A 21,060-nucleotide genomic window follows, 5' to 3' on the forward strand; every position below is an offset into this window, starting at 1 on the left:
CTTTCTGTTCCATAACAGGTGTCCACTAGTTGAAAAGGTGGGCACCTACGTTACCAATACAGGCTTAATGGCTACATACGGCGGTCAGTTTACGCTTACTCTCAGTAATACGGGAATACATTGAGATTTTCTACAATCGTCAGCGTCGTCACTCTCGTCTGGGGAATATCTCCCCGGCAGCCTTCAGGGAAAAATATCATCAGATGGCTGCTCAAAAAAAGAATAAATGGTAGTGTCCGCTATTGCCAGTACACCTCAGGATCGCATCATCCCTCTGGGAGATGGCATTGACCGGGCAGACCTGCAGGCAAGGGGCTTCCTCACAGTGATGACACACGACAGGGGCAGTGATTGTTGACGTCTTCGCCAGGGCCAGGCGCGGGTGTTGCTGTAAACCTTGCGTTTTATGCACGTCCGAACAGGCAGCGAGACAGGTATTACATCCTGTACACCACAGTGGTTCGGCCACCACAAAGCGGTTCATGTCGGCTCCTTGAAAATGATATGAAACATTGCATTTCATATTGCATAAAGGATGCCAGTCTGATTAATTTAATATATTCAATAAATTATGTATTAACAGGGTTCTGAACGGTACAAAAATGATGGTCATTAACGTTCAGCAAAAAATGGATTCGACACCCGTGTCGCAGGGGAAAGCGAGAATGTGATCTTGATCACGAGAAGTGAGGTGTGCTGACCGCAAGCGCAGCCAGCACGGAATGGAGCAAAGTAATCAGGCGTGTTCTTTCAGCCAGTTCAGCACAACGTCGTGGTGATTGCTGGTTTTAAAATCGTCAAAGACATGTTCGATTTTGCCATCAGCGTCAATCAGGAAGCTGATGCGATGAATACCATCGTAGGTTTTGCCCATGAAGGACTTTTCACCCCAGACGCCGAATTGTTCGCACACCTGGTGGTCCTCATCAGACAGGAGCGTAAAGTTAAGCAGCTCTTTTTCCGCAAAACGGGAGAGTTTTTCGGGTTTATCGGTGCTGATACCCAGCACATCAACGCCCGCTTTTTTCAACTCATCCATGTTATCGCGTAAGCCGCAGGCCTGTACGGTACAGCCGGGGGTCATGGCTTTCGGGTAGAAATAAACCAGAACACGCTGTCCCTGGAAGTCGGTCAAATTAACTTGTTCTCCGTCTTGATCCGGCAAGCTAAATTTCGGTGCGATATCACCGGCTTTCAGTGGATTCATTACTTAACTCCATCCTGTTCATCATGTTGGGAATAATTGACGACGTTAATACTGCCTTGTGCATTGAGTTCTGTACATAGGGCTTTGAACGCTTGCTCAATATTTGCTGCGTCCGCAGATGCGGGGCTGTGGGCGGTGATCTGAATATGCAACTGCGCAGCCCGTTCATTTTCAGCAGGTTGCGTGCGCGACACCAGCTCCGCAATGTTCATATGATGCGCGTCGAAAAGTGCTGTGAAGCGTTCAATTAAATGCGGGGAGTCTGCAACATCGACCTGAACCCAGACAGATGCTGGCATTGGCGGACGCGGACGCGCCGTCGTGCGCTTCATCACGATTAAAAGATCCAGTTCGGCACCTTTCAACGGTAACGTTGATTCAATCAGAGTAATGGCATTCCATGAACCGGAAAGCAGCATGATAAACGTGAACTCTTCTCCCAGCATCGCCAGGCGACTGTCTTCAATATTACAGCCGCAACTACTGACATGACGGGTGATGGTGTTCACAATTCCAGGGCGATCGGCACCCAACGCAGTGATCACCAGATAATGTTGCGATGACAGTGTCAAACTGGTTATTCCTTTAAGGGGTGAGTTGTTCTTAAGGAAAGCATAAAAAAAACATGCATACAACAATCAGAACGGTTCTGTCTGCTTGCTTTTAATGCCATACCAAACGTACCATTGAGACACTTGTTTGCACAGAGGATGGCCCATGTTCACGGGAAGTATTGTCGCGATTGTTACTCCGATGGATGAAAAAGGTAATGTCTGTCGGGCTAGCTTGAAAAAACTGATTGATTATCATGTCGCCAGCGGTACTTCGGCGATCGTTTCTGTTGGCACCACTGGCGAGTCCGCTACCTTAAATCATGACGAACATGCTGATGTGGTGATGATGACGCTGGAGCTGGCTGACGGGCGCATTCCGGTGATTGCCGGGACCGGTGCTAACGCTACTGCGGAAGCCATTAGCCTGACGCAGCGCTTCAATGACAGCGGTATCGTCGGCTGCCTGACGGTAACCCCTTACTACAATCGTCCGTCGCAAGAAGGTTTGTATCAGCATTTCAAAGCCATCGCTGAACATACTGACCTGCCGCAAATTCTGTATAATGTGCCGTCCCGTACTGGCTGCGATCTGCTCCCGGAAACGGTGGGCCGTCTGGCGAAAGTAAAAAATATTATCGGAATCAAAGAGGCAACAGGGAACTTAACGCGTGTAAACCAGATCAAAGAGCTGGTTTCAGATGATTTTGTTCTGCTGAGCGGCGATGATGCGAGCGCGCTGGACTTCATGCAATTAGGCGGTCATGGGGTTATTTCCGTTACGGCTAACGTCGCAGCGCGTGATATGGCCCAGATGTGCAAACTGGCAGCAGAAGGGCATTTTGCCGAGGCACGCGTTATTAATCAGCGTCTGATGCCATTACACAACAAACTATTTGTCGAACCCAATCCAATCCCGGTGAAATGGGCATGTAAGGAACTGGGTCTTGTGGCGACCGATACGCTGCGCCTGCCAATGACACCAATCACCGACAGTGGTCGTGAGACGGTCAGAGCGGCGCTTAAGCATGCCGGTTTGCTGTAAAGTTTAGGGAGATTTGATGGCTTACTCTGTTCAAAAGTCGCGCCTGGCAAAGGTTGCGGGTGTTTCGCTTATTTTATTACTCGCTGCCTGTAGTTCTGACTCACGCTATAAGCGTCAGGTCAGTGGTGATGAAGCCTACCTGGAAGCGGCACCGCTTGCGGAGCTTCATGCCCCGGCTGGAATGATTTTGCCGGTGACCTCCGGTGATTATGCAATCCCGGTGACCAACGGTAGTGGTGCTGTCGGTAAGGCGCTGGACATTCGTCCACCAGCCCAGCCGCTGGCACTGGTTTCTGGCGTGCGTACCCAGTTCACGGGCGATACCGCTTCATTGCTGGTGGAAAATGGTCGTGGCAATACTCTGTGGCCGCAGGTGGTTAGCGTGCTGCAGGCGAAAAACTACACCATCACCCAACGTGATGATGCTGGTCAGACACTGACCATCGATTGGGTACAATGGAACCGTCTGGACGAAGACGAGCAGTATCGTGGTCGTTATCAAATCTCTGTTAAGCCGCAGGGTTATCAGCAGGCGGTTACGGTTAAACTGCTGAACCTGGAACAGGCGGGCAAACCGGTTGCAGACGCGGCTTCCATGCAGCGTTACAGCACGGAGATGATGAACGTTATTTCCGCCGGTCTGGATAAATCTGCCTCTGACGCCGCGAACGCTGCGCAAAATCGTGCCTCCACCACTATGGACGTACAAAGTGCAGCTGATGACACCGGTTTACCGATGCTGGTCGTACGCGGGCCGTTCAATGTGGTTTGGCAACGTCTGCCAGCGGCGCTGGAAAAAGTGGGCATGAAAGTGACCGACAGCACCCGTTCGCAGGGTAACATGGCCGTAACTTATAAGCCGCTGTCTGACAGCGACTGGCAGGAACTGGGCGCGAGCGATCCAGGCCTGGCATCCGGTGACTATAAACTGCAGGTTGGCGATTTAGATAACCGCAGCAGCCTACAGTTCATCGATCCGAAAGGTCATACTCTGACTCAGAGTCAGAACGACGCGCTGGTAGCTGTCTTCCAGGCTGCGTTTAGCAAGTAAAAATACAGGGCTGGAGTCATCCGGCCCTTTTTTCTGATATGATACGCAAACGTGTGCGTCGGCAGAAAAATGCAATTTTAGCGGTAATTCGCACGAAATTTGTTTGTCGGACGTAGGTCGGATAAGGCGTTCTTGCCGCATCCGACAAAACATCCGGCACACCAGACAGCAAAAGATTTTAAAACGTTAATTCACACCCAGGAGTGATAAAGATGCAAAAGCAAGCTGAGTTGTATCGTGGTAAAGCGAAAACCGTATACAGCACGGAAAACCCGGACCTGTTGGTGCTCGAATTCCGCAATGATACGTCAGCAGGGGATGGCGCGCGCATTGAGCAGTTTGATCGCAAAGGTATGGTGAACAACAAGTTCAACTACTTCATTATGAGCAAACTGGCTGAAGCGGGTATCCCGACTCAAATGGAGCGTCTGCTCTCCGATACCGAATGTCTGGTGAAAAAGCTGGATATGGTGCCGGTTGAGTGTGTCGTGCGTAACCGTGCTGCTGGCTCTCTGGTGAAACGTCTTGGAATCGAAGAAGGTATTGAGCTGAACCCGCCGCTGTTCGATCTGTTCCTGAAAAACGATGCCATGCACGATCCGATGGTCAACGAATCTTACTGCGAAACCTTTGGCTGGGTGAGCAAAGAGAACCTGGCGCGTATGAAAGAGCTGACCTACAAAGCGAACGACGTGCTGAAAAAACGGTTCGATGATGCTGGTCTGATTCTGGTCGACTTCAAGCTGGAGTTTGGTCTGTACAAAGGTGAAGTGGTACTGGGCGATGAGTTCTCCCCGGACGGCAGCCGCCTGTGGGACAAAGAAACACTGGAGAAAATGGACAAAGACCGTTTCCGCCAGAGCCTCGGTGGCCTGATCGAAGCCTATGAAGCCGTCGCCCGCCGCCTGGGTGTACAGCTGGACTGATTTTTCTGTTCATCATCTTGCCGTGCAGCTGGCACGGCAAGACAACCGCTCTCGGAATATATGCATTGAACGCTCATTCCTCCGCCATTTCATCCCGCTTTCCTGTGGTAATCTTCCTCTGAACCACCTACGATCATTTCTATAATGAATATATTGTTGAGGTATCTATGCGTTGGCAAGGGCGACGTGAAAGTGACAATGTTGAAGACAGGCGCAACAGCTCCGGTGGTCCGTCTATGGGCGGTCCCGGTTTTCGCCTGCCAAGCGGTAAAGGCGGGCTGATTTTACTGATAGTCGTGCTGGTTGCAGGCTACTATGGTGTTGATTTAACCGGGTTAATGACTGGACAGCCGGTTTCCCAACAACAATCAACGCGGTCCATTAGCCCTAATGAAGACGAAGCTGCAAAATTCACCTCGGTGATTCTGGCAACCACGGAAGACACCTGGGGACAACAGTTCGAGAAGATGGGTAAGACCTATCAGCAACCGAAGCTGGTCATGTACCGTGGAATGACGCGCACCGGCTGCGGGGCGGGCCAGTCCATTATGGGGCCGTTCTATTGCCCGGCGGATGGCACAGTTTATATCGATCTCTCCTTCTATGATGACATGAAAGACAAACTTGGCGCGGATGGCGATTTTGCCCAGGGGTACGTTATCGCCCATGAAGTCGGTCATCATGTGCAGAAACTGTTAGGCATCGAGCCGAAAGTTCGTCAACTGCAACAAAACGCGACGCAGGCGGAAGTGAACCGCTTATCTGTGCGTATGGAACTCCAGGCCGACTGTTTTGCCGGTGTCTGGGGGCATAACATGCAGCAGCAAGGCGTTCTGGAAACCGGCGATCTGGAAGAGGCGCTGAATGCGGCGCAGGCCATCGGCGATGACCGTTTACAACAGCAAAGTCAGGGGCGAGTAGTACCAGACAGTTTCACACATGGCACTTCTCAGCAACGCTACAGCTGGTTTAAACGTGGTTTCGACAGCGGCGATCCGGCACAATGCAATACTTTTGGTAAAAGCATTTAATTTCCGGGGCAGGGATGGCTGAACTGACTGCGCTTTACACATTAACAGCGCAAATGAAACGTGAAGGGATCCGCCGCTTGCTGGTGTTGAGCGGGGAAGAGGGTTGGTGTTTTGATCATGCGCTTAAGTTGCGTGATGCCTTACTTGGCGACTGGCTGTGGATTTCGCCGCAGCCAGATGCTGAAAACCACTGTTCTCCCTCGGCGCTACAAACTTTACTTGGGCGCGAGTTCCGGCATGCGGTATTCGACGCCCGCCACGGCTTTGATGCCGCTGCCTTTGCGGCACTTAGCGGAACGTTGAAAGCGGGAAGCTGGCTGGTTTTGTTACTCCCTGTATGGGAAGAGTGGGAAAACCAACCTGATGCCGACTCGCTGCGCTGGAGTGATTGCCCTGACCCTATTGCGACGCCGCATTTTGTCCAGCATCTCAAACGCGTACTTACGGCGGATAACGACGCTATTCTCTGGCGGCAAAACCAGCCGTTCTCGTTGGCGCATTTTACTCCCCGTACTGACTGGCACCCCGCGACCGGCGCACCACAACCAGAACAACAGCAACTCTTACAGCAGCTACTGACCATGCCGCCGGGCGTGGCAGCGGTAACGGCTGCGCGTGGGCGCGGTAAGTCGGCGCTGGCAGGGCAACTCATTTCTCGTATTGCGGGCAGTGCGATTGTCACCGCGCCCGCAAAAGCGGCAACGGATGTACTGGCACAATTTGCGGGCGAGAAGTTTCGCTTTATTGCGCCGGATGCCTTGTTAGCCAGCGATGAGCAAGCCGACTGGCTGGTGGTCGATGAAGCCGCAGCCATACCTGCGCCGTTGTTGCATCAACTGGTATCGCGTTTTCCTCGAACGTTGTTAACCACTACGGTGCAGGGCTACGAAGGCACCGGACGTGGTTTTTTGCTGAAATTTTGCGCTCGCTTTCCGCATTTACACCGTTTTGAACTGCAACAGCCGATCCGCTGGGCACAGGGATGCCCGCTGGAAAAAATGGTTAGTGAGGCACTGGTTTTTGACGATGAAAACTTCACCCATACACCACAAGGCAATATCGTCATTTCCGCATTTGAACAAACGTTATGGCGAAGCGAGCCAGAAACGCCGTTAAAGGTTTATCAGTTATTGTCTGGTGCGCACTACCGGACTTCGCCGCTGGATTTACGCCGGATGATGGATGCACCAGGGCAATATTTTTTACAGGCGGCTGGCGAAAACGAGATTGCCGGAGCGCTGTGGCTGGTGGATGAGGGGGGATTATCTCAACAACTCAGTCAGGCGGTATGGGCAGGTTTTCGTCGCCCGCGGGGTAATCTGGTGGCCCAGTCGCTGGCGGCGCACGGTAGCAATCCACTGGCAGCGACATTGCGTGGACGGCGGGTCAGCCGGATAGCAGTTCATCCGGCTCGTCAGCGCGAAGGCGTTGGGCAACAGCTCATTGCCAGCGCTTTGCAATATACGCAAGACCTCGACTATCTTTCGGTGAGTTTTGGTTACACCGGGGAGTTATGGCGTTTCTGGCAACGCTGCGGTTTTGTGCTGGTACGAATGGGTAATCATCGTGAAGCCAGCAGTGGTTGCTATACGGCGATGGCGCTGTTACCGATGAGTGATGCGGGTAAACAGCTGGCTGAACGTGAGCATTACTGTTTACGTCGCGATGCGCAAGCTCTCGCGCAGTGGAATGGCGAAACACTTCCTGTTGATCCACTAAACGATATCGTGCTTTCTGACGACGACTGGCTTGAACTGGCCGGTTTTGCTTTTGCTCATCGTCCGCTATTAACGTCGTTAGGTTGCTTATTGCGTCTGCTACAAACCAGTGAACTGGCATTACCGGCGCTGCGTGGGCGTTTACAGAAAAATGCCAGTGATGCGCAGTTATGTACCACACTTAAACTTGCAGGCCGCAAGATGTTACTGGTCCGTCAGCGGGAAGAGGCCGCGCATGCGCTGTTCGCACTTAATGATGTTCGCACTGAGCGTCTGCGCGATCGCATAACGCAATGGCAATTTTTTCACTGACTCCTTCAATTTTCTCCCATGGTCATTGTGAGCCAGCGGCGTAAAATTAATGACATCAGTTAAGGAGTTCGCCATGAAACATGACCATTTTGTTGTTCAAAGCCCGGATAAACCTGTGCAACAGTTGTTACTGCTTTTCCTCGGTGTCGGGGATAACTCGGTGGCAATGGGGGAAATAGGCAGTTGGTTTGCACCGCTGTTTCCTGATGCGCTGGTGGTGAGTGTCGGTGGCGCGGAGCCGAGCGGTAATCCGGCGGGGCGTCAGTGGTTTTCGGTGCAGGGTATTACGGAAGATAATCGCCAGGCGCGTGTGGATGCCATCATGCCGACGTTTATTGAAACGGTACGCTACTGGCAGAAACAGAGTGGAGTAGGGGCTAACGCCACGGCGTTAATCGGTTTCTCTCAAGGCGCGATTATGGCGCTGGAGAGTATTAAAGCCGAACCGGGCCTTGCTTCACGCGTAATTGCTTTTAACGGACGCTATGCGAGCCTGCCGGAAACCGCGTCTACAGCAACGACAATTCACCTGATTCATGGCGGTGAAGATCCGGTTATCGATCTGGCGCATGCGGTTGCGGCGCAGGAAGCGTTAATCAGTGCCGGTGGTGACGTGACGCTGGATATCGTGGAGGATTTAGGCCATGCGATCGACAATCGCAGTATGCAATTTGCCCTGGATCACTTGCGTTATACCATTCCGAAACATTATTTCGACGAAGCGCTAAGTGGCGGTAAGCCTGGCGATGATGATGTGATTGAAATGATGTAAAAGACAGATTACCTGGCCTGATAAGACGCGTGAGCGTCGCATCAGGCATCGTTCACCATTGCCGGATGCGGCGTTAACGCCTTATCCGGCCTACGGTTGAGCACTCAGCTTACTTCTTCGGTTGATCCTTTTTCGGCCAGTCGTCGTCATCGTCCCACTTATCGTTGAAATCACGATGCGGGGGAAGCTCCGGCTTGTTGGCGAGAAATTTCTTGTGGTCGACGCGCTTGAGATCTTTAATCACGTTCAGCAGGACGCCTACCAAAAAGACAATCACCAGAATCCACCAATATTTAGCCAGCCAGTCCATGCTTATTTCCTCTTGCAGAACCACTCATCAGGCGACGAGCTGTTCCATGATACGTTGATACATACGGGCAAGTAGCTGCAGGTCGGCAGCGTTCACACATTCATTAATTTTATGAATAGTGGCATTGACCGGCCCGAGTTCCACCACCTGCGCCCCCATGCGAGCAATAAAGCGCCCGTCGGACGTTCCGCCTGTGGTCAGTAGCTGCGGTTTAATTTCATTATAGTGCTCAACCGCGTTAACGACCGCATCCACCAGTTTACCGCGCGCGGTCAAAAATGGCTGCCCGGAAAGCCACCAATCCACCGTATAGCGCAGTTGATGTTTTTCAAGCAGGGCAAGCACCTGCGCTTTGATCATCTCATCAGTCAGTTCGGTGCTGAAGCGGAAGTTAAACTGCACAAACAGTTCACCCGGAATAACATTGTTACTGCCCGTTCCCGCCTGAATATTAGCAATCTGCATACTGGTCGCCGGGAAAAATTCATTGCCCTGATCCCACTCAATAGCCACTAATTCATTAAGGAAAGGTGCTGCGCGATGTACTGGATTGTCAGCCAGATGCGGGTAGGCCACATGCCCCTGAACGCCATGAATGGTAAGGTTGCAGGTTAACGATCCGCGACGACCATTTTTCACCACATCACCAACCACTTCGATACTCGACGGTTCGCCGACCAGGCAGTAATCGAGACGCTCATTACGTGCCATCAACGCTTCGACGACTTTTACCGTACCGTTGTGGGCACTGGCTTCTTCATCAGAGGTGATCAGAAATGCCAGTCGCCCCGTATGGTTGGGATGTTGTGCGACAAAGCGTTCTGCCGCTACCACCATCGCCGCCAGCGAGCCTTTCATATCTGCCGCACCGCGCCCGAATAACATGCCATCACGAATGGTGGGTTCAAACGGCGGATTGATCCAACGATCGGCGTCGCCAGGCGGCACCACGTCGGTATGCCCGGCAAAGGCTAACGTTTCACCTTGCCCACGCCATGCCCAAAAATTCTGCGTATCGGCAAAGTCCATGCGTTCAACGGTAAAACCGATCGCCTGCAAACGTTCAATCAACAAAGCCTGGCATCCTGCGTCATCAGGACTCAGGGAAGGGCGGCGAATAAGCTGTTGTGTCAGCTCAATAACCGGGCACGACATAGACTACACCTCATGGAAAAATTGCTGATAACTGGAATCACTGAAACCCAGCAGCATAGGCTTACCAGGCGCGCAGAGCAATGGACGTTTGATAATTGAAGGCATTTCAGTCATTAATGCCGCCGCAGAGGCCGCATCGGTGATTTTATTGCGGGTGGTTTCGTCCAGTTTACGCCAGGTTGTACCACGGGTGTTCAGTAACGCTTCCCAGCCTAATTCGTTGATAAAACCGTTCAATAATTCGCTGTCCAGCCCATCGACGCGGTAATCATGAAAACGATAGTCGATGTTATTGGCTTCCAGCCAACGGCGAGCCTTTTTAATGGTGTCACAATTTTTGATGCCGTAAAGTGTAACCATAATGAATCCTTTTTCGATCTATGAGAATAAATACTCATTTAAGGGTGAAAACATTTTGCCTGCAAATGATTATCAGGAAATATAACATTATCGAAGTATTCAAATTAACAACTATTAAATAATATTAAACATTTTTAACGTAAACATTAAGAATATTCATCTTGTTATCTGTCTGTATTTTAACCAGAATTAAATCAGTATTAGATGCCGTATGAATATCTCGAAATGTTGCTGTGTATCACATACAAATTATCACCGCAGGACCATAGTATTTACATAAGGTTTGTCCCCCGGAGGTAGTCATCGCAGCAATCGAGTAAATTAGCTTCACCACGGTATATTGTTTCCGTAGAATACCCATAATTATAAGAGAGGTTGTTATGATTGAACGTGAACTGGGGAACTGGAAAGACTTTATCGAAGTTATGCTTCGTAAGTAATTCCTGAGACAAAGTACAAACAGCAAGAACCCGCTGAGCAGGTTCTTAATCGGAAAGTTGAAAAAGGCGACACATTAGCATGTCGCCTTTTTTATTGCTTATTCCGGGCGCGGCTTCAGCGGGAAGCGGCGGCGCACCAGTACAAAGAACAGCGGCACGAAGTAAATAGCCAGAATAGTGGCCGAAATCATCCCGCCCATTACGCCAGTACCCACCGCATGCTGACCACCGGAACCGGCACCCGTGCTGGTTGCCATTGGCAATACGCCGAAGATAAATGCCAGCGAGGTCATCAGAATCGGGCGTAAACGCTGACGGCAGGCGTGGAGCGTCGCTTCAAACAGGTCGTGGCCTTTTTGGTTCATCTCGTTAGCAAACTCGACGATCAGGATGGCGTTTTTCGCCGATAAACCAATGACCGTTAACAGGCCCACCTGGAAGTAAACGTCGTTTTCCAGCCCGCGCATCCAGGTTGCCAGCAGCGCGCCGATAACCCCCAGCGGCACGACCAGCATTACCGAGAACGGCACCGACCAGCTTTCATACAACGCCGCCAGACACAGGAATACCACCAGCAAGGAAATGGCGTACAGCGCCGGAGCCTGCGCGCCGGAAAGCCGCTCCTGATACGACATCGCCGTCCACTCCAGACCAAAGCCGTTTGGCAACTGCTTCACTAACGATTCCATTATATCCATCGCCGTACCGGTACTGACCCCCGGTGCGGCTTCCCCAACAATCTCAACCGCAGAATAACCGTTATAGCGTTCCAGACGCGGCGAGCCAGTCTCCCAGCGTGAGGTCGCGAAAGCAGAGAAGGGCACCATGCCGCCATCTTTATTTCGGACATACCAGAGATTAATGTCATCTGGCAGCATGCGATACGGCGCAGCTGCCTGCACATAGACTTTCTTCACACGACCGCGATCCATAAAGTCATTCACATAGCTCGAACCCCAGGCGGTTTGCAGTGTGTCGTTAATATCGTCGATAGCAACGCCCAGCGCCTGAGCTTTACGCTGGTCGATATCAATCTGCAACTGCGGACTGTCATCGAGGCCGTTATGGCGCACACGGGTTAGCTCCGGGTTTTCCGCCGCCAGCGCCAGCAACTGGTTACGTGCTGCCATCAGCGCATCGTGACCTGCTCCAGCGTGGTCCTGCAACTCCATATCAAAACCCGCAGAACTACCAAGACCGCTAATTGCTGGCGGGCTGCTGGCGATAACGCGAGCTTCTTTAATCTTGTTAAACGCCTTTGTTGCACGCTCGATAATGGCAAACGAGGTGCCGGTCTTACTGTCGCGTTCGCTCCAGTCTTTCAGGCGGATAAACATTCGCGCCACGTTTTGCCCGTTACCCCCAGGGCCAGAACCAACGGTGGCAAACACCGACATGATGTTGTCTTTTTCATGGGTGAAGTAATATTTCTCGATTTGCTCAACGACTTTCAGGGTCTGTTGTTGGGTTGAACCGCTGGGCAATTGTACCGAGGTAGTAAACATGCCACGGTCTTCCAGCGGTAAGAACGACGTCGGCAAACGCAGGAACAGGAACACCATGCCGCCAAGCAGCAGGACATAAATCACAATCCAGCGCAGGCTGCGGTGGAGAATTTTCGCCACCCCTTTTTCGTAGCGTTCGGCGTTGCGGTTAAACATCTGGTTAAACCAGGCAAAAAAGCCTTTTTGCCCGTGATGCTCACCTTTTTTCAGTGGCTTAAGTAGTGTGGCACACAGAGCCGGAGTGAGGATCATCGCTACCAGTACTGACAGCACCATCGCCGCAACAATGGTAATAGAGAACTGGCGATAGATGGCACCGGTGGTGCCGCCGAAGAAGGCCATTGGTACAAATACCGCCGAAAGCACCATCGCAATCCCGACCAGTGCCCCCTGGATCTGCCCCATCGATTTACGTGTGGCTTCGCGAGGAGTGAGTCCTTCCTCACTCATAATACGTTCGACGTTTTCCACCACCACGATTGCGTCATCCACCAGCAGACCGATCGCCAGTACCATCGCGAACATGGTTAAGGTGTTGACGCTGTAACCGAAGGCGTAAAGTACGGAGAAGGTTCCCATCAACACCACCGGCACGGCGATAGTGGGTATCAGCGTGGCGCGGAAGTTTTGCAGGAACAGATACATAACGAGGAAAACCAGGGCGATAGCTTCCAGCAGCGTTTTCACCACGTCTTCAATGGAGGCTTTAACAAACGAGGTTGTTTCATACGCCACCTTGTATTCCAGTCCGTGCGGGAAGTACTGCGCCAGCTCGTCGAGACGATTGAGCACCAGCTCCCTGTCGCCATTTCGTTTGCGCCGGAGGCCAGTTTTACCCCCAGCCCGGAGGCTGGCTTACCATTGAAGCGGCTAAGATAATCGTATTTCTCCGCCCCCATTTCGACGGTGGCGACATCGCCCAGCCTTACCTCTGAGCCGTCTTGATTCACCCGCAAGGTGATATCGCGGAACTGTTCTGGTGTTTGCAGCAGTGACTGGGCGTTAATGGTGGCGTTGAGCGCCTGCTTATCGACGGAAGGTGTACCACCAAGTTGCCCAACCGCAATCTGCGCGTTCTGTGACTCAATGGCATCAGTGACATCTTTAGCCGTCATCTGGAAACTGTTGAGTTTCGCCGGGGCCAGCCAGATACGCATGGAATATTGCGAACCATAGGCATCGATATCCCCGACGCCATTCACGCGGCTTAACGGGTCCTGAATATTACTGGCAACATAATCGGCAATATCCTGTTTATCCATCGAACCATCGGTAGAGACGAAAGCAATGGTCAGAATATTGGTATCGCCGGTTTTACGCACCGTCACGCCCTGATTTTGCACCGCCTGCGGTAACTTTCGCATGGCTGATTGCAGCTGGTTTTGTACTTGCTGCACGGCTTCGTCCGGATCGGTGCCTGCTTTAAAACTTAAAGTGACAGATGCCTGACCGGTGCCACTGCTCTGAGATGACATATACATGAGATTATCGAGGCCGGTCATATTTTGCTCGATAACCTGGGGCACGGTGTTTTCCAGCGTCTGGGCCGATGCGCCGGGATAGTTAGCGGTCACTCGCACATTCGGTGGCGCGAGATCGGGGTATTGTTCAACGGGCAATGAAAAAATCGCTAGGGTCCCTGTCAGACACAACAGGATTGCCAGCACCCAGGCAAAAATGGGGCGATCAATAAAGAAATTCGCCATTAAAAGAGGACCTCGTGTTTCTGCGTATCGTTGTAGGCTTGACTTGCTTCACTGTAGCGGCAAGGTACGAGCCAATCGTGGAGAAAAAAGGAGTTAATGTAAATTATCATGCCCTTTTATACTGAACCTTAAGTGCAAGTATTCTTTGGTCAGTAGGAGGCATTACATCAACTGACTTTCCTCACCCTCTGCAGAGCGAAAGCTAATACTCACTAACGTGCCGCCGCCGGAAGGTTGTGAAAAAGTCAGCGTCCCACCCAGCCGTTCCGCGCGTTCGCGCATGATATTCAGACCATAATGACCTTCGGGTTCTTTCGGTTCACCGATACCAATCCCGTTATCACGGATATAAACCGTGTGATTGCCGTCCGGCGCGGTGACGCAACTGACGGCGATTTCGCTGGCGTTGGCGTGCTTCATCGCATTCAGCACCGCTTCGCGAATAATTTGCAACAAATGCACCTGCATTTGCGCATCCAGCGCAAGGGTTGGCAGACGGCAGTCGAGGGTCAGTTTGGCGCTGGTTTGATTTTGTAACGTATCCAGCATTTCCCTCAACGCGGAGGGGAGATCCGCCTGCTGCAGCGTCAGGCGGAAAGTAGTCAACAGCTCGCGTAACTGCCGATAAGCATCATTCAACGCCTGGGAAAAATCGGCCATGATACTTTGTGCGGTGGCGTTATCTTCCGGTATCGAACGCTTCAGTAACGTCAACTGGATACGTAAGTAAGAAAGTACCTGAGCCAGCGAGTCGTGCAATTCGCGGGCGATGGTTGCACGTTCTTCCATCAACAATAAATGCTGAAAATGCTTCTGCGCCTGATTAAAGTACAAACCGCGTCCCAGCATCGACGAAACGCTGTTAAGCAGCGGTTCTGATGATGAAACGTGACTATTTTGCCAGTGCAGTTCGCCGTAAACCGTCTCTTGCATTGTCACCGGTAAAATCTGCATCGGCAATTCCGGGTTTGGTTGCCCTTCGCTAATCCGCCAGTTTTCACCGACATTTAACTCCAGATATTCAGCCGCTTCATTGTCGCGAACAATCTGCAAAATATGGCGGAAACAATGCACATCAATCTGGCTTGTGTTCAGCGCCTGCGAACATTGATACAACACCTCCAGACGACGCTTGGCCTCGTGGAGATCGCGGGTCTTTTCTTCTACTGACGCCTCCAGCGAAAGGTACAATTTATGCAGCTCGCTCGACATCTGGTTAAAGGTTTTTGCAAGCAGACCAAGCTCATTCGGCAGACTGGTATCCAGCGGCGGCGAGTCGAACTGCCCGTGTTCAATACGTTGACTGGCGGTAACCAGCTGATTCAGCGGGGCAACCACCTGATGGCGTATACGGCGCAAAGTAAAAAAGACCAGCGTGAAAATACCGATACCGCCAGCCAGGGAAATCGCCACCACCAGCAGCATTTTGCGTTCAGCGTAGTGCTGTAAAGCCAGCACGAACAGGTCTATCTGATTAACATAATTATTAATATTGGCCTGATACCACGGCAAATCGCCCTTGCTGAGCCGATTATTCATCTCCAGCCAGTTGGCATTCAGATGCGCATAGCGAGTTTTTACTGCTTCTGGCACATACCAGACGTTGAGATTGGTTAATACCGGTGAATGCAGTGCCTGCTGAAACAACTGGCGATGTGCATTGAGTTGTGGACTGCCACTTTGCAAGTCGTAGCCCAGGCGGTAACTCTGCATACGCAGCGATCCGGCAATATTGATAGCCTCAGCGTCGCGCAAACTGCTCGCCAGAGTTAGCAGAGCGATACCCGTGGAAAGAATCGACAGCAGCACAATGTAAAAAAAGGCCCGGGCCAGACTGGCCGAGACGGGTCGTTTAACAATCACACGCGTCTTCTCCACAAAAAATCATTAATGTTCCAGTTCGCTGAAACGCAATTTAGTCAGTGATGGGATTATTTGAGCTGCCACAGTTTATAGCGAAATAGTTACTTATTCTGGGCACATGAACATTGCCGATTCCCCTGTAAGTCGGGTAATAACAACACTCATATAAAGAATAAGGTTTTTACAACCAAAAAAGAAGGTCGTTATGAATCGTTTTATTATGGCCAACAGTCAGCAATGTCTGGGTTGTCATGCTTGTGAAATCGCCTGTGTCATGGCTCACAATGATGAGCAACATGTCCTGAGCCAACACCATTTTCATCCCCGAATTACGGTTATCAAACATCAGCAGCAACGTAGTGCAGTGACCTGTCACCATTGTGAAGATGCGCCCTGCGCCCGTAGCTGCCCTAATGGCGCAATCAGCCACGTTGATGACAGCATTCAGGTCAATCAGCAAAAGTGTATTGGCTGTAAATCCTGCGTGGTGGCCTGTCCGTTTGGTACGATGCAAATCGTCCTGACACCCGTCGCGGCAGGAAAAGTAAAAGCCACGGCGCATAAATGCGACCTTTGTGCAGGGCGCGAAAACGGTCCTGCCTGTGTCGAGAATTGCCCGGCGGACGCGCTGCAACTGGTCACTGACGTCGCACTCTCCGGCATGGCGAAATCCCGCCGCTTGCGCACCGCACGTCAGGAGCATCAACCGTGGCATGCCAGTACCGCTGCACAAGAAATGCCGGTAATGAGTAAAGTCGAACAAATGCAGGCAACGCCCGCGCGTGGCGAGCCGGATAAACTGGCGATTGAAGCGCGCAAAACCGGTTTTGATGAAATTTATCTGCCATTTCGCGCCGACCTGGCACAACGGGAAGCCTCGCGCTGCCTTAAGTGCGGCGAGCACAGCGTTTGTGAATGGACCTGCCCGCTGCATAACCATATTCCGCAGTGGATTGAACTGGTGAAAGCCGGAAACATCGACGCCGCCGTCGAGCTTTCTCACCAGACCAACACCCTGCCGGAAATTACCGGACGCGTTTGTCCGCAAGACCGTTTGTGTGAAGGTGCCTGTACTATTCGCGATGAGCACGGCGCGGTAACTATCGGCAACATTGAACGCTATATTTCAGATCAGGCGTTGGCGAAAGGTTGGCGTCCTGACTTAAGTCATGTCACCAAAGTGGACAAGCGGGTGGCGATTATCGGGGCAGGTCCGGCAGGGCTGGCCTGTGCGGATGTTCTGACCCGCAATGGCGTGGCGGTGACGGTGTACGATCGCCATCCAGAAATCGGTGGCTTGCTCACTTTCGGCATTCCTTCTTTCAAACTGGATAAATCCCTGCTGGCACGCCGTCGGGAAATCTTCAGCGCGATGGGGATTCACTTCGAACTCAATTGTGAAGTGGGTAAAGATGTCTCTTTGGATTCGCTTTTGGAACAATACGACGCGGTCTTCGTTGGCGTAGGCACTTACCGTTCCATGAAAGCGGGTTTACCCAATGAAGATGCGCCGGGCGTTTATGACGCGCTGCCGTTCCTCATCGCCAACACTAAACAGGTGATGGGGCTCGAAGAGCTACCGGAAGAGCCGTTTATCAATACCGCCGGACTTAACGTCGTGGTACTGGGCGGCGGCGACACCGCGATGGACTGTGTGCGTACTGCGCTGCGCCACGGCGCGAGTAACGTCACCTGCGCTTATCGTCGTGATGAAGCTAACATGCCAGGCTCGAAGAAAGAGGTGAAGAACGCCCGCGAAGAGGGGGCCAACTTCGAATTTAACGTCCAGCCGGTGGCGCTTGAGCTGAATGAACAAGGTCACGTTTGCGGGATTCGTTTCCTGCGCACGCGTCTTGGCGAGCCGGATGCCCAGGGGCGTCGGCGTCCAGTACCGGTGGAAGGCAGTGAATTTGTCATGCCAGCCGACGCGGTGATTATGGCGTTTGGCTTCAATCCGCACGGGATGCCGTGGCTGGAGTCGCACGGTGTAACGGTAGACAAATGGGGCCGCATCATCGCGGATGTGGAAAGCCAGTACCGTTACCAGACCACCAATCCGAAAATCTTCGCCGGTGGCGACGCCGTGCGTGGTGCGGATCTGGTGGTTACCGCAATGGCAGAAGGACGTCATGCGGCACAGGGGATTATTGACTGGCTGGGGGTAAAATCAGTCAAATCTCACTGATAGCCTGCGCAGACAAACCCGACTTCACAGCGTAAGATAATTGTTCATTTCGCGCTGTGGAGTCGGTATGACGCAACAAATCACCCTCATTAAAGACAAAATTCTCTCCGATAACTATTTCACCCTGCACAACATTACCTACGATCTCACGCGCAAAGATGGCGAAGTTATCCGCCATAAACGTGAAGTTTACGATCGCGGTAATGGTGCGACGATCCTCCTGTACAACGCGAAGAAAAAGACCGTGGTTCTGATTCGTCAGTTCCGTGTCGCTACCTGGGTTAATGGCAATGAAAGCGGGCAGCTGATTGAAACCTGCGCCGGGCTGCTGGATAACGACGAACCGGAAGTGTGCATTCGTAAAGAAGCGATTGAAGAGACGGGCTATGAAGTGGGCGAAGTGCGCAAATTATTTGAACTGTATATGTCGCCAGGCGGTGTGACTGAGCTAATCCACTTTTTTATCGCCGAATACAGTGACAATCAGCGCGCTAACGCCGGTGGCGGTGTCGAAGATGAAGATATTGAAGTGCTCGAGCTGCCGTTCAGCCAGGCGCTGGAGATGATCAAAACCGGCGAGATACGTGACGGTAAGACGGTGTTATTGCTTAACTATTTGCAAACGTCACATTTAATGGACTGAAAAATAACAATAATATTTCGTTGTTTATTATTGGCTCAATCCGACAAATCCGATTGAGCCGCGCTACCTGCGCAACGAAGATACGACTTGTGCTGTTTGTTTGAACTTCTGGGGTCGTACCGTCCATGCGCTATCGCATTTTCCTTCTCTTTTTTTTCGCTTTGTTGCCGACGTCTTTGGTGTGGGCGGCACCAGCGCAACGGGCGTTTTCCGACTGGCAGGTCACCTGTAATAACCAAAACTTCTGCGTGGCGCGTAATACGGGCGATCATAATGGACTGGTGATGACCCTGAGCCGCAGCGCCGGGGCGCATACCGATGCCGTTTTACGTATTGAGCGCGGCGGATTGAAGTCGCCGGAGGCGTCAGAAGGGGAGATAGCGCCACGGCTGCTGTTAGATGGCGAGCCGTTGGCGTTAAGTGGTGACAAGTGGCGGATTTCACCATGGTTATTAGTAACCGATGATACGGCAACCATCACCGCGTTTTTGCAGATGATTCAGGAAGGGAAGGCGATCACCTTACGCGACGGCAATCAGACCATTTCGCTGAGTGGCTTAAAAGCGGCGTTGTTGTTTATTGATGCTCAGCAAAAGCGCGTTGGCAGTGAAACCGCGTGGATCAAGAAAGGGGACGAACCGCCGCTCAGCGTACCGCCCGCGCCTGCGCTGAAAGAGGTCGCGGTGGTTAACCCAACGCCGACGCCACTCTCACTCGAAGAACGCAACGATTTGCTGGATTATGGAAACTGGCGGATGAATGGTCTGCGCTGCTCGCTTGATCCATTGCGTCGTGAGGTGAATGTCACTGCGCTGACTGATGATAAAGCGCTGATGATGATTAGCTGTGAGGCAGGGGCCTATAACACCATTGATTTGGCATGGATTGTGTCGCGTAAAAATCCGCTGGCCTCGCGCCCGGTTCGGTTGCGTTTGCCGTTCAACAACGGGCAGGAGACGAATGAACTGGAACTGATGAACGCAACATTTGATGAGAAATCGCGTGAACTGGTGACCTTAGCGAAAGGGCGCGGATTAAGCGATTGTGGCATTCAGGCGCGCTGGCGCTTTGACGGTCAGCGTTTTCGCCTGGTGCGTTACGCCGCAGAACCCACCTGCGATAACTGGCATGGGCCAGACGCCTGGCCCACGTTGTGGATCACCCGTTAAACAAAATGGCGGGGACATGTAGGCCGGATAAGACGCTGTAGGCCGGATAAGACGCGTCAGAGTCGCATCCGGCAATCAGCGTCCGGCAATCAGCATCCGGCGATCACCATCAGGCACCTTTCACTCCCAGCACCTTATGCGCTTTTGCCACAATATTCTCGGCGGTAAAGCCAAAGAACGGGAACAGCTTATCCGCCGGAGCAGATTCCCCATAACCTGTCATCCCAACAATCGCCCCTTTCAAACCAACATACTTGTACCAGTAATCGGCAATACCTGCTTCCACCGCCACGCGAGCCGCAACGTTAGAAGGCAACACCGACTCCCGATATTCCTCATCCTGGGCGTCGAAAATATCAGTCGAGGGCAGGGAAACTACGCGTACATTGCGACCTTCTCCCGCTAATTTCTCTGCCGCTTGCAGGGGGATTTCCATCTCTGAACCGGTGGCAATCAAAATAATATCTGGCTTACCGCCGCTGTCTTTCAGCACATAACCGCCACGGGCAATCTCTTTTACCTGATCCGGCGTACGTTCCACCTGGGCCAGATTCTGCCTTGAGAGGATCAGTGCCGTCGGTCCGTTGTGGCGCTCAACCGCCAGCTTCCAGCCCACCGCCGCTTCCACCTGATCGCACGGTCGCCAGGTGCTGAAATTTGGCGTTAAGCGCAGGCTGGCCAGTTGCTCAACAGCCTGGTGCGTCGGACCATCTTCGCCCAGGCCAATTGAGTCGTGGGTATAAACCATAATCTGCCGCGCTTTCATCAGTGCCGCCATCCGCGCGGCGTTACGGGCGTATTCAACAAACATCAGGAACGTGGCGGTATACGGCACAAAGCCGCCGTGGTGCGCGATGCCGTTGGCTATAGCGGTCATGCCAAATTCACGCACCCCGTAGTGAATGTAGTTGCCCGCCGGATCTTCCTTCAGCGAAACAGAACCTTTCCAGATGGTCAGGTTGCTGGAGCCAGATCCGCCGAACCGCCGAGCAACTCAGGCAGCATCGGCCCGTAAGGCAGTATGACTTTCCGTGAGACAGATGCTGGCCAACGTGGGATATTTAACGCGGGTTAACATCGTTGTCAGAGCCGCATGGGTGAGCTGTTGCTA

Annotated in this window: 16 protein-coding genes and 4 pseudogenes; 11 read left to right on the plus strand and 9 right to left on the minus strand. The window is 52.3% G+C overall.

The genetic code is table 11. The features are described from left to right. Nucleotides 1-101: 101 nt before the first annotated feature. A pseudogene (locus BHE85_RS22265) lies at nucleotides 102-233 on the plus strand (IS3 family transposase); the annotation flags it as partial. Nucleotides 234-259: 26 nt separating this feature from the next. Here BHE85_RS22265 and hyfA read toward each other — a convergent pair. The 3 genes and pseudogenes from hyfA to BHE85_RS22280 all read right to left on the minus strand — a co-directional run. Next, nucleotides 260-484: pseudogene (hyfA, locus tag BHE85_RS22270) on the minus strand (hydrogenase 4 subunit HyfA); the annotation flags it as partial. Between the two features lie 252 nt (nucleotides 485-736). Then, a complete protein-coding gene (gene bcp / locus BHE85_RS22275; RefSeq protein WP_001068682.1) occupies nucleotides 737-1,207 on the minus strand; it encodes a thioredoxin-dependent thiol peroxidase in 471 nt (156 codons plus the stop codon). After that, complete coding sequence (locus BHE85_RS22280) at nucleotides 1,207-1,779, minus strand: glycine cleavage system transcriptional repressor (RefSeq protein WP_000176187.1); 573 nt, start codon at nucleotides 1,777-1,779, stop codon at nucleotides 1,207-1,209. Before BHE85_RS22280 ends, bcp begins: the two co-directional genes overlap by 1 nt. Nucleotides 1,780-1,924: 145 nt before the next feature. Here BHE85_RS22280 and dapA point away from each other — a divergent pair, with 145 nt between their 5' ends. From dapA to ypfH, 6 genes are all read left to right on the plus strand, one after another. Beyond that, nucleotides 1,925-2,803 (plus strand): 4-hydroxy-tetrahydrodipicolinate synthase, encoded by an 879-nt coding sequence (dapA, locus tag BHE85_RS22285; RefSeq protein WP_001295469.1) that lies wholly within the window; start codon nucleotides 1,925-1,927, stop codon nucleotides 2,801-2,803. 16 nt (nucleotides 2,804-2,819) lie between these two features. Further along, a complete protein-coding gene (gene bamC / locus BHE85_RS22290; RefSeq protein WP_004985482.1) occupies nucleotides 2,820-3,854 on the plus strand; it encodes an outer membrane protein assembly factor BamC in 1,035 nt (344 codons plus the stop codon). Nucleotides 3,855-4,066: 212 nt separating this feature from the next. Then, nucleotides 4,067-4,780, plus strand: a complete 714-nt coding sequence (purC, locus tag BHE85_RS22295; RefSeq protein WP_004985419.1) for a phosphoribosylaminoimidazolesuccinocarboxamide synthase — start codon at nucleotides 4,067-4,069, stop codon at nucleotides 4,778-4,780. A gap of 167 nt (nucleotides 4,781-4,947) precedes the next feature. Then, nucleotides 4,948-5,811: a KPN_02809 family neutral zinc metallopeptidase gene (gene ypfJ / locus BHE85_RS22300; protein WP_001267495.1), complete on the plus strand. Its 864-nt coding sequence runs from the start codon at nucleotides 4,948-4,950 to the stop codon at nucleotides 5,809-5,811. A gap of 14 nt (nucleotides 5,812-5,825) precedes the next feature. Continuing rightward, nucleotides 5,826-7,841 (plus strand): tRNA cytosine(34) acetyltransferase TmcA, encoded by a 2,016-nt coding sequence (gene tmcA / locus BHE85_RS22305; protein WP_000829383.1) that lies wholly within the window; start codon nucleotides 5,826-5,828, stop codon nucleotides 7,839-7,841. Between the two features lie 73 nt (nucleotides 7,842-7,914). Further along, nucleotides 7,915-8,613: an esterase gene (gene ypfH / locus BHE85_RS22310; protein ID WP_000679849.1), complete on the plus strand. Its 699-nt coding sequence runs from the start codon at nucleotides 7,915-7,917 to the stop codon at nucleotides 8,611-8,613. A gap of 109 nt (nucleotides 8,614-8,722) precedes the next feature. On the opposite strand, the gene BHE85_RS22315 is transcribed toward ypfH, so the two are convergent. From BHE85_RS22315 to BHE85_RS22325, 3 genes are read right to left on the minus strand one after another with little or no spacing between them, the layout of a single operon-like run. Beyond that, entirely contained in the window at nucleotides 8,723-8,923 is a 201-nt protein-coding gene (locus BHE85_RS22315) for a YpfN family protein (protein ID WP_000383836.1), read from the minus strand. A gap of 27 nt (nucleotides 8,924-8,950) precedes the next feature. Next, the gene (gene dapE / locus BHE85_RS22320) at nucleotides 8,951-10,078 is read right to left on the minus strand and encodes a succinyl-diaminopimelate desuccinylase (RefSeq protein ID WP_001277801.1); all 1,128 of its coding nucleotides are present in this window, start codon (nucleotides 10,076-10,078) and stop codon (nucleotides 8,951-8,953) included. A gap of 3 nt (nucleotides 10,079-10,081) precedes the next feature. Next, nucleotides 10,082-10,438, minus strand: coding sequence for an ArsC family reductase (locus tag BHE85_RS22325; RefSeq protein WP_000258252.1), 357 nt, complete (start codon nucleotides 10,436-10,438; stop codon nucleotides 10,082-10,084). Nucleotides 10,439-10,818: 380 nt separating this feature from the next. On the opposite strand from BHE85_RS22325, the gene ypfM reads away from it, so the two are divergent. Next, the gene (ypfM, locus tag BHE85_RS22330; protein ID WP_001386977.1) at nucleotides 10,819-10,878 is read left to right on the plus strand and encodes a protein YpfM; all 60 of its coding nucleotides are present in this window, start codon (nucleotides 10,819-10,821) and stop codon (nucleotides 10,876-10,878) included. 98 nt (nucleotides 10,879-10,976) lie between these two features. Here ypfM and acrD read toward each other — a convergent pair. Together acrD and narQ are read right to left on the minus strand one after the other, a co-directional pair. After that, nucleotides 10,977-14,089 (minus strand): annotated as a pseudogene (gene acrD / locus BHE85_RS22335) (multidrug efflux RND transporter permease AcrD). 162 nt (nucleotides 14,090-14,251) lie between these two features. After that, entirely contained in the window at nucleotides 14,252-15,952 is a 1,701-nt protein-coding gene (gene narQ, locus BHE85_RS22340) for a nitrate/nitrite two-component system sensor histidine kinase NarQ (protein ID WP_004985488.1), read from the minus strand. A 205-nt stretch (nucleotides 15,953-16,157) separates the two neighbouring features. Between narQ and aegA the strand changes: the two genes are divergently transcribed. The 3 genes from aegA (at nucleotide 16,158) to BHE85_RS22355 (ending at nucleotide 19,949) form a co-directional block, all read left to right on the plus strand. Further along, entirely contained in the window at nucleotides 16,158-18,137 is a 1,980-nt protein-coding gene (gene aegA / locus BHE85_RS22345) for a formate-dependent uric acid utilization protein AegA (protein ID WP_039064213.1), read from the plus strand. A gap of 67 nt (nucleotides 18,138-18,204) precedes the next feature. Beyond that, nucleotides 18,205-18,780, plus strand: a complete 576-nt coding sequence (nudK, locus tag BHE85_RS22350; RefSeq protein WP_000193711.1) for a GDP-mannose pyrophosphatase NudK — start codon at nucleotides 18,205-18,207, stop codon at nucleotides 18,778-18,780. Nucleotides 18,781-18,905: 125 nt separating this feature from the next. Continuing rightward, nucleotides 18,906-19,949 (plus strand): DUF1176 domain-containing protein, encoded by a 1,044-nt coding sequence (locus BHE85_RS22355; protein WP_001270544.1) that lies wholly within the window; start codon nucleotides 18,906-18,908, stop codon nucleotides 19,947-19,949. 109 nt (nucleotides 19,950-20,058) lie between these two features. On the opposite strand, the pseudogene BHE85_RS22360 reads toward BHE85_RS22355, so the two are convergent. Continuing rightward, nucleotides 20,059-20,966, minus strand: a pseudogene (locus BHE85_RS22360) (transketolase-like TK C-terminal-containing protein); the annotation flags it as partial. Nucleotides 20,967-21,060 lie beyond the last annotated feature (94 nt).

The sequence above is a fragment of the Shigella sp. FC1567 genome, assembly GCF_001743015.1.
GTDB lineage: Bacteria > Pseudomonadota > Gammaproteobacteria > Enterobacterales > Enterobacteriaceae > Escherichia > Escherichia coli.

Bases quoted from the DNA above. Each gene is read 5' to 3' on its own strand.
- dapA (WP_001295469.1), top strand. From the start codon at position 1,925: ATGTTCACGGGAAGTATTGTCGCGATTGTTACTCCGATGGATGAAAAA.
- BHE85_RS22315 (WP_000383836.1), bottom strand. From the start codon at position 8,923: ATGGACTGGCTGGCTAAATATTGGTGGATTCTGGTGATTGTCTTTTTG.
- ypfH (WP_000679849.1), top strand. From the start codon at position 7,915: ATGAAACATGACCATTTTGTTGTTCAAAGCCCGGATAAACCTGTGCAA.
- BHE85_RS22355 (WP_001270544.1), top strand. From the start codon at position 18,906: ATGCGCTATCGCATTTTCCTTCTCTTTTTTTTCGCTTTGTTGCCGACG.
- dapE (WP_001277801.1), bottom strand. From the start codon at position 10,078: ATGTCGTGCCCGGTTATTGAGCTGACACAACAGCTTATTCGCCGCCCT.
- ypfJ (WP_001267495.1), top strand. From the start codon at position 4,948: ATGCGTTGGCAAGGGCGACGTGAAAGTGACAATGTTGAAGACAGGCGC.
- tmcA (WP_000829383.1), top strand. From the start codon at position 5,826: ATGGCTGAACTGACTGCGCTTTACACATTAACAGCGCAAATGAAACGT.
- aegA (WP_039064213.1), top strand. From the start codon at position 16,158: ATGAATCGTTTTATTATGGCCAACAGTCAGCAATGTCTGGGTTGTCAT.
- nudK (WP_000193711.1), top strand. From the start codon at position 18,205: ATGACGCAACAAATCACCCTCATTAAAGACAAAATTCTCTCCGATAAC.
- bcp (WP_001068682.1), bottom strand. From the start codon at position 1,207: ATGAATCCACTGAAAGCCGGTGATATCGCACCGAAATTTAGCTTGCCG.
- bamC (WP_004985482.1), top strand. From the start codon at position 2,820: ATGGCTTACTCTGTTCAAAAGTCGCGCCTGGCAAAGGTTGCGGGTGTT.
- BHE85_RS22325 (WP_000258252.1), bottom strand. From the start codon at position 10,438: ATGGTTACACTTTACGGCATCAAAAATTGTGACACCATTAAAAAGGCT.
- purC (WP_004985419.1), top strand. From the start codon at position 4,067: ATGCAAAAGCAAGCTGAGTTGTATCGTGGTAAAGCGAAAACCGTATAC.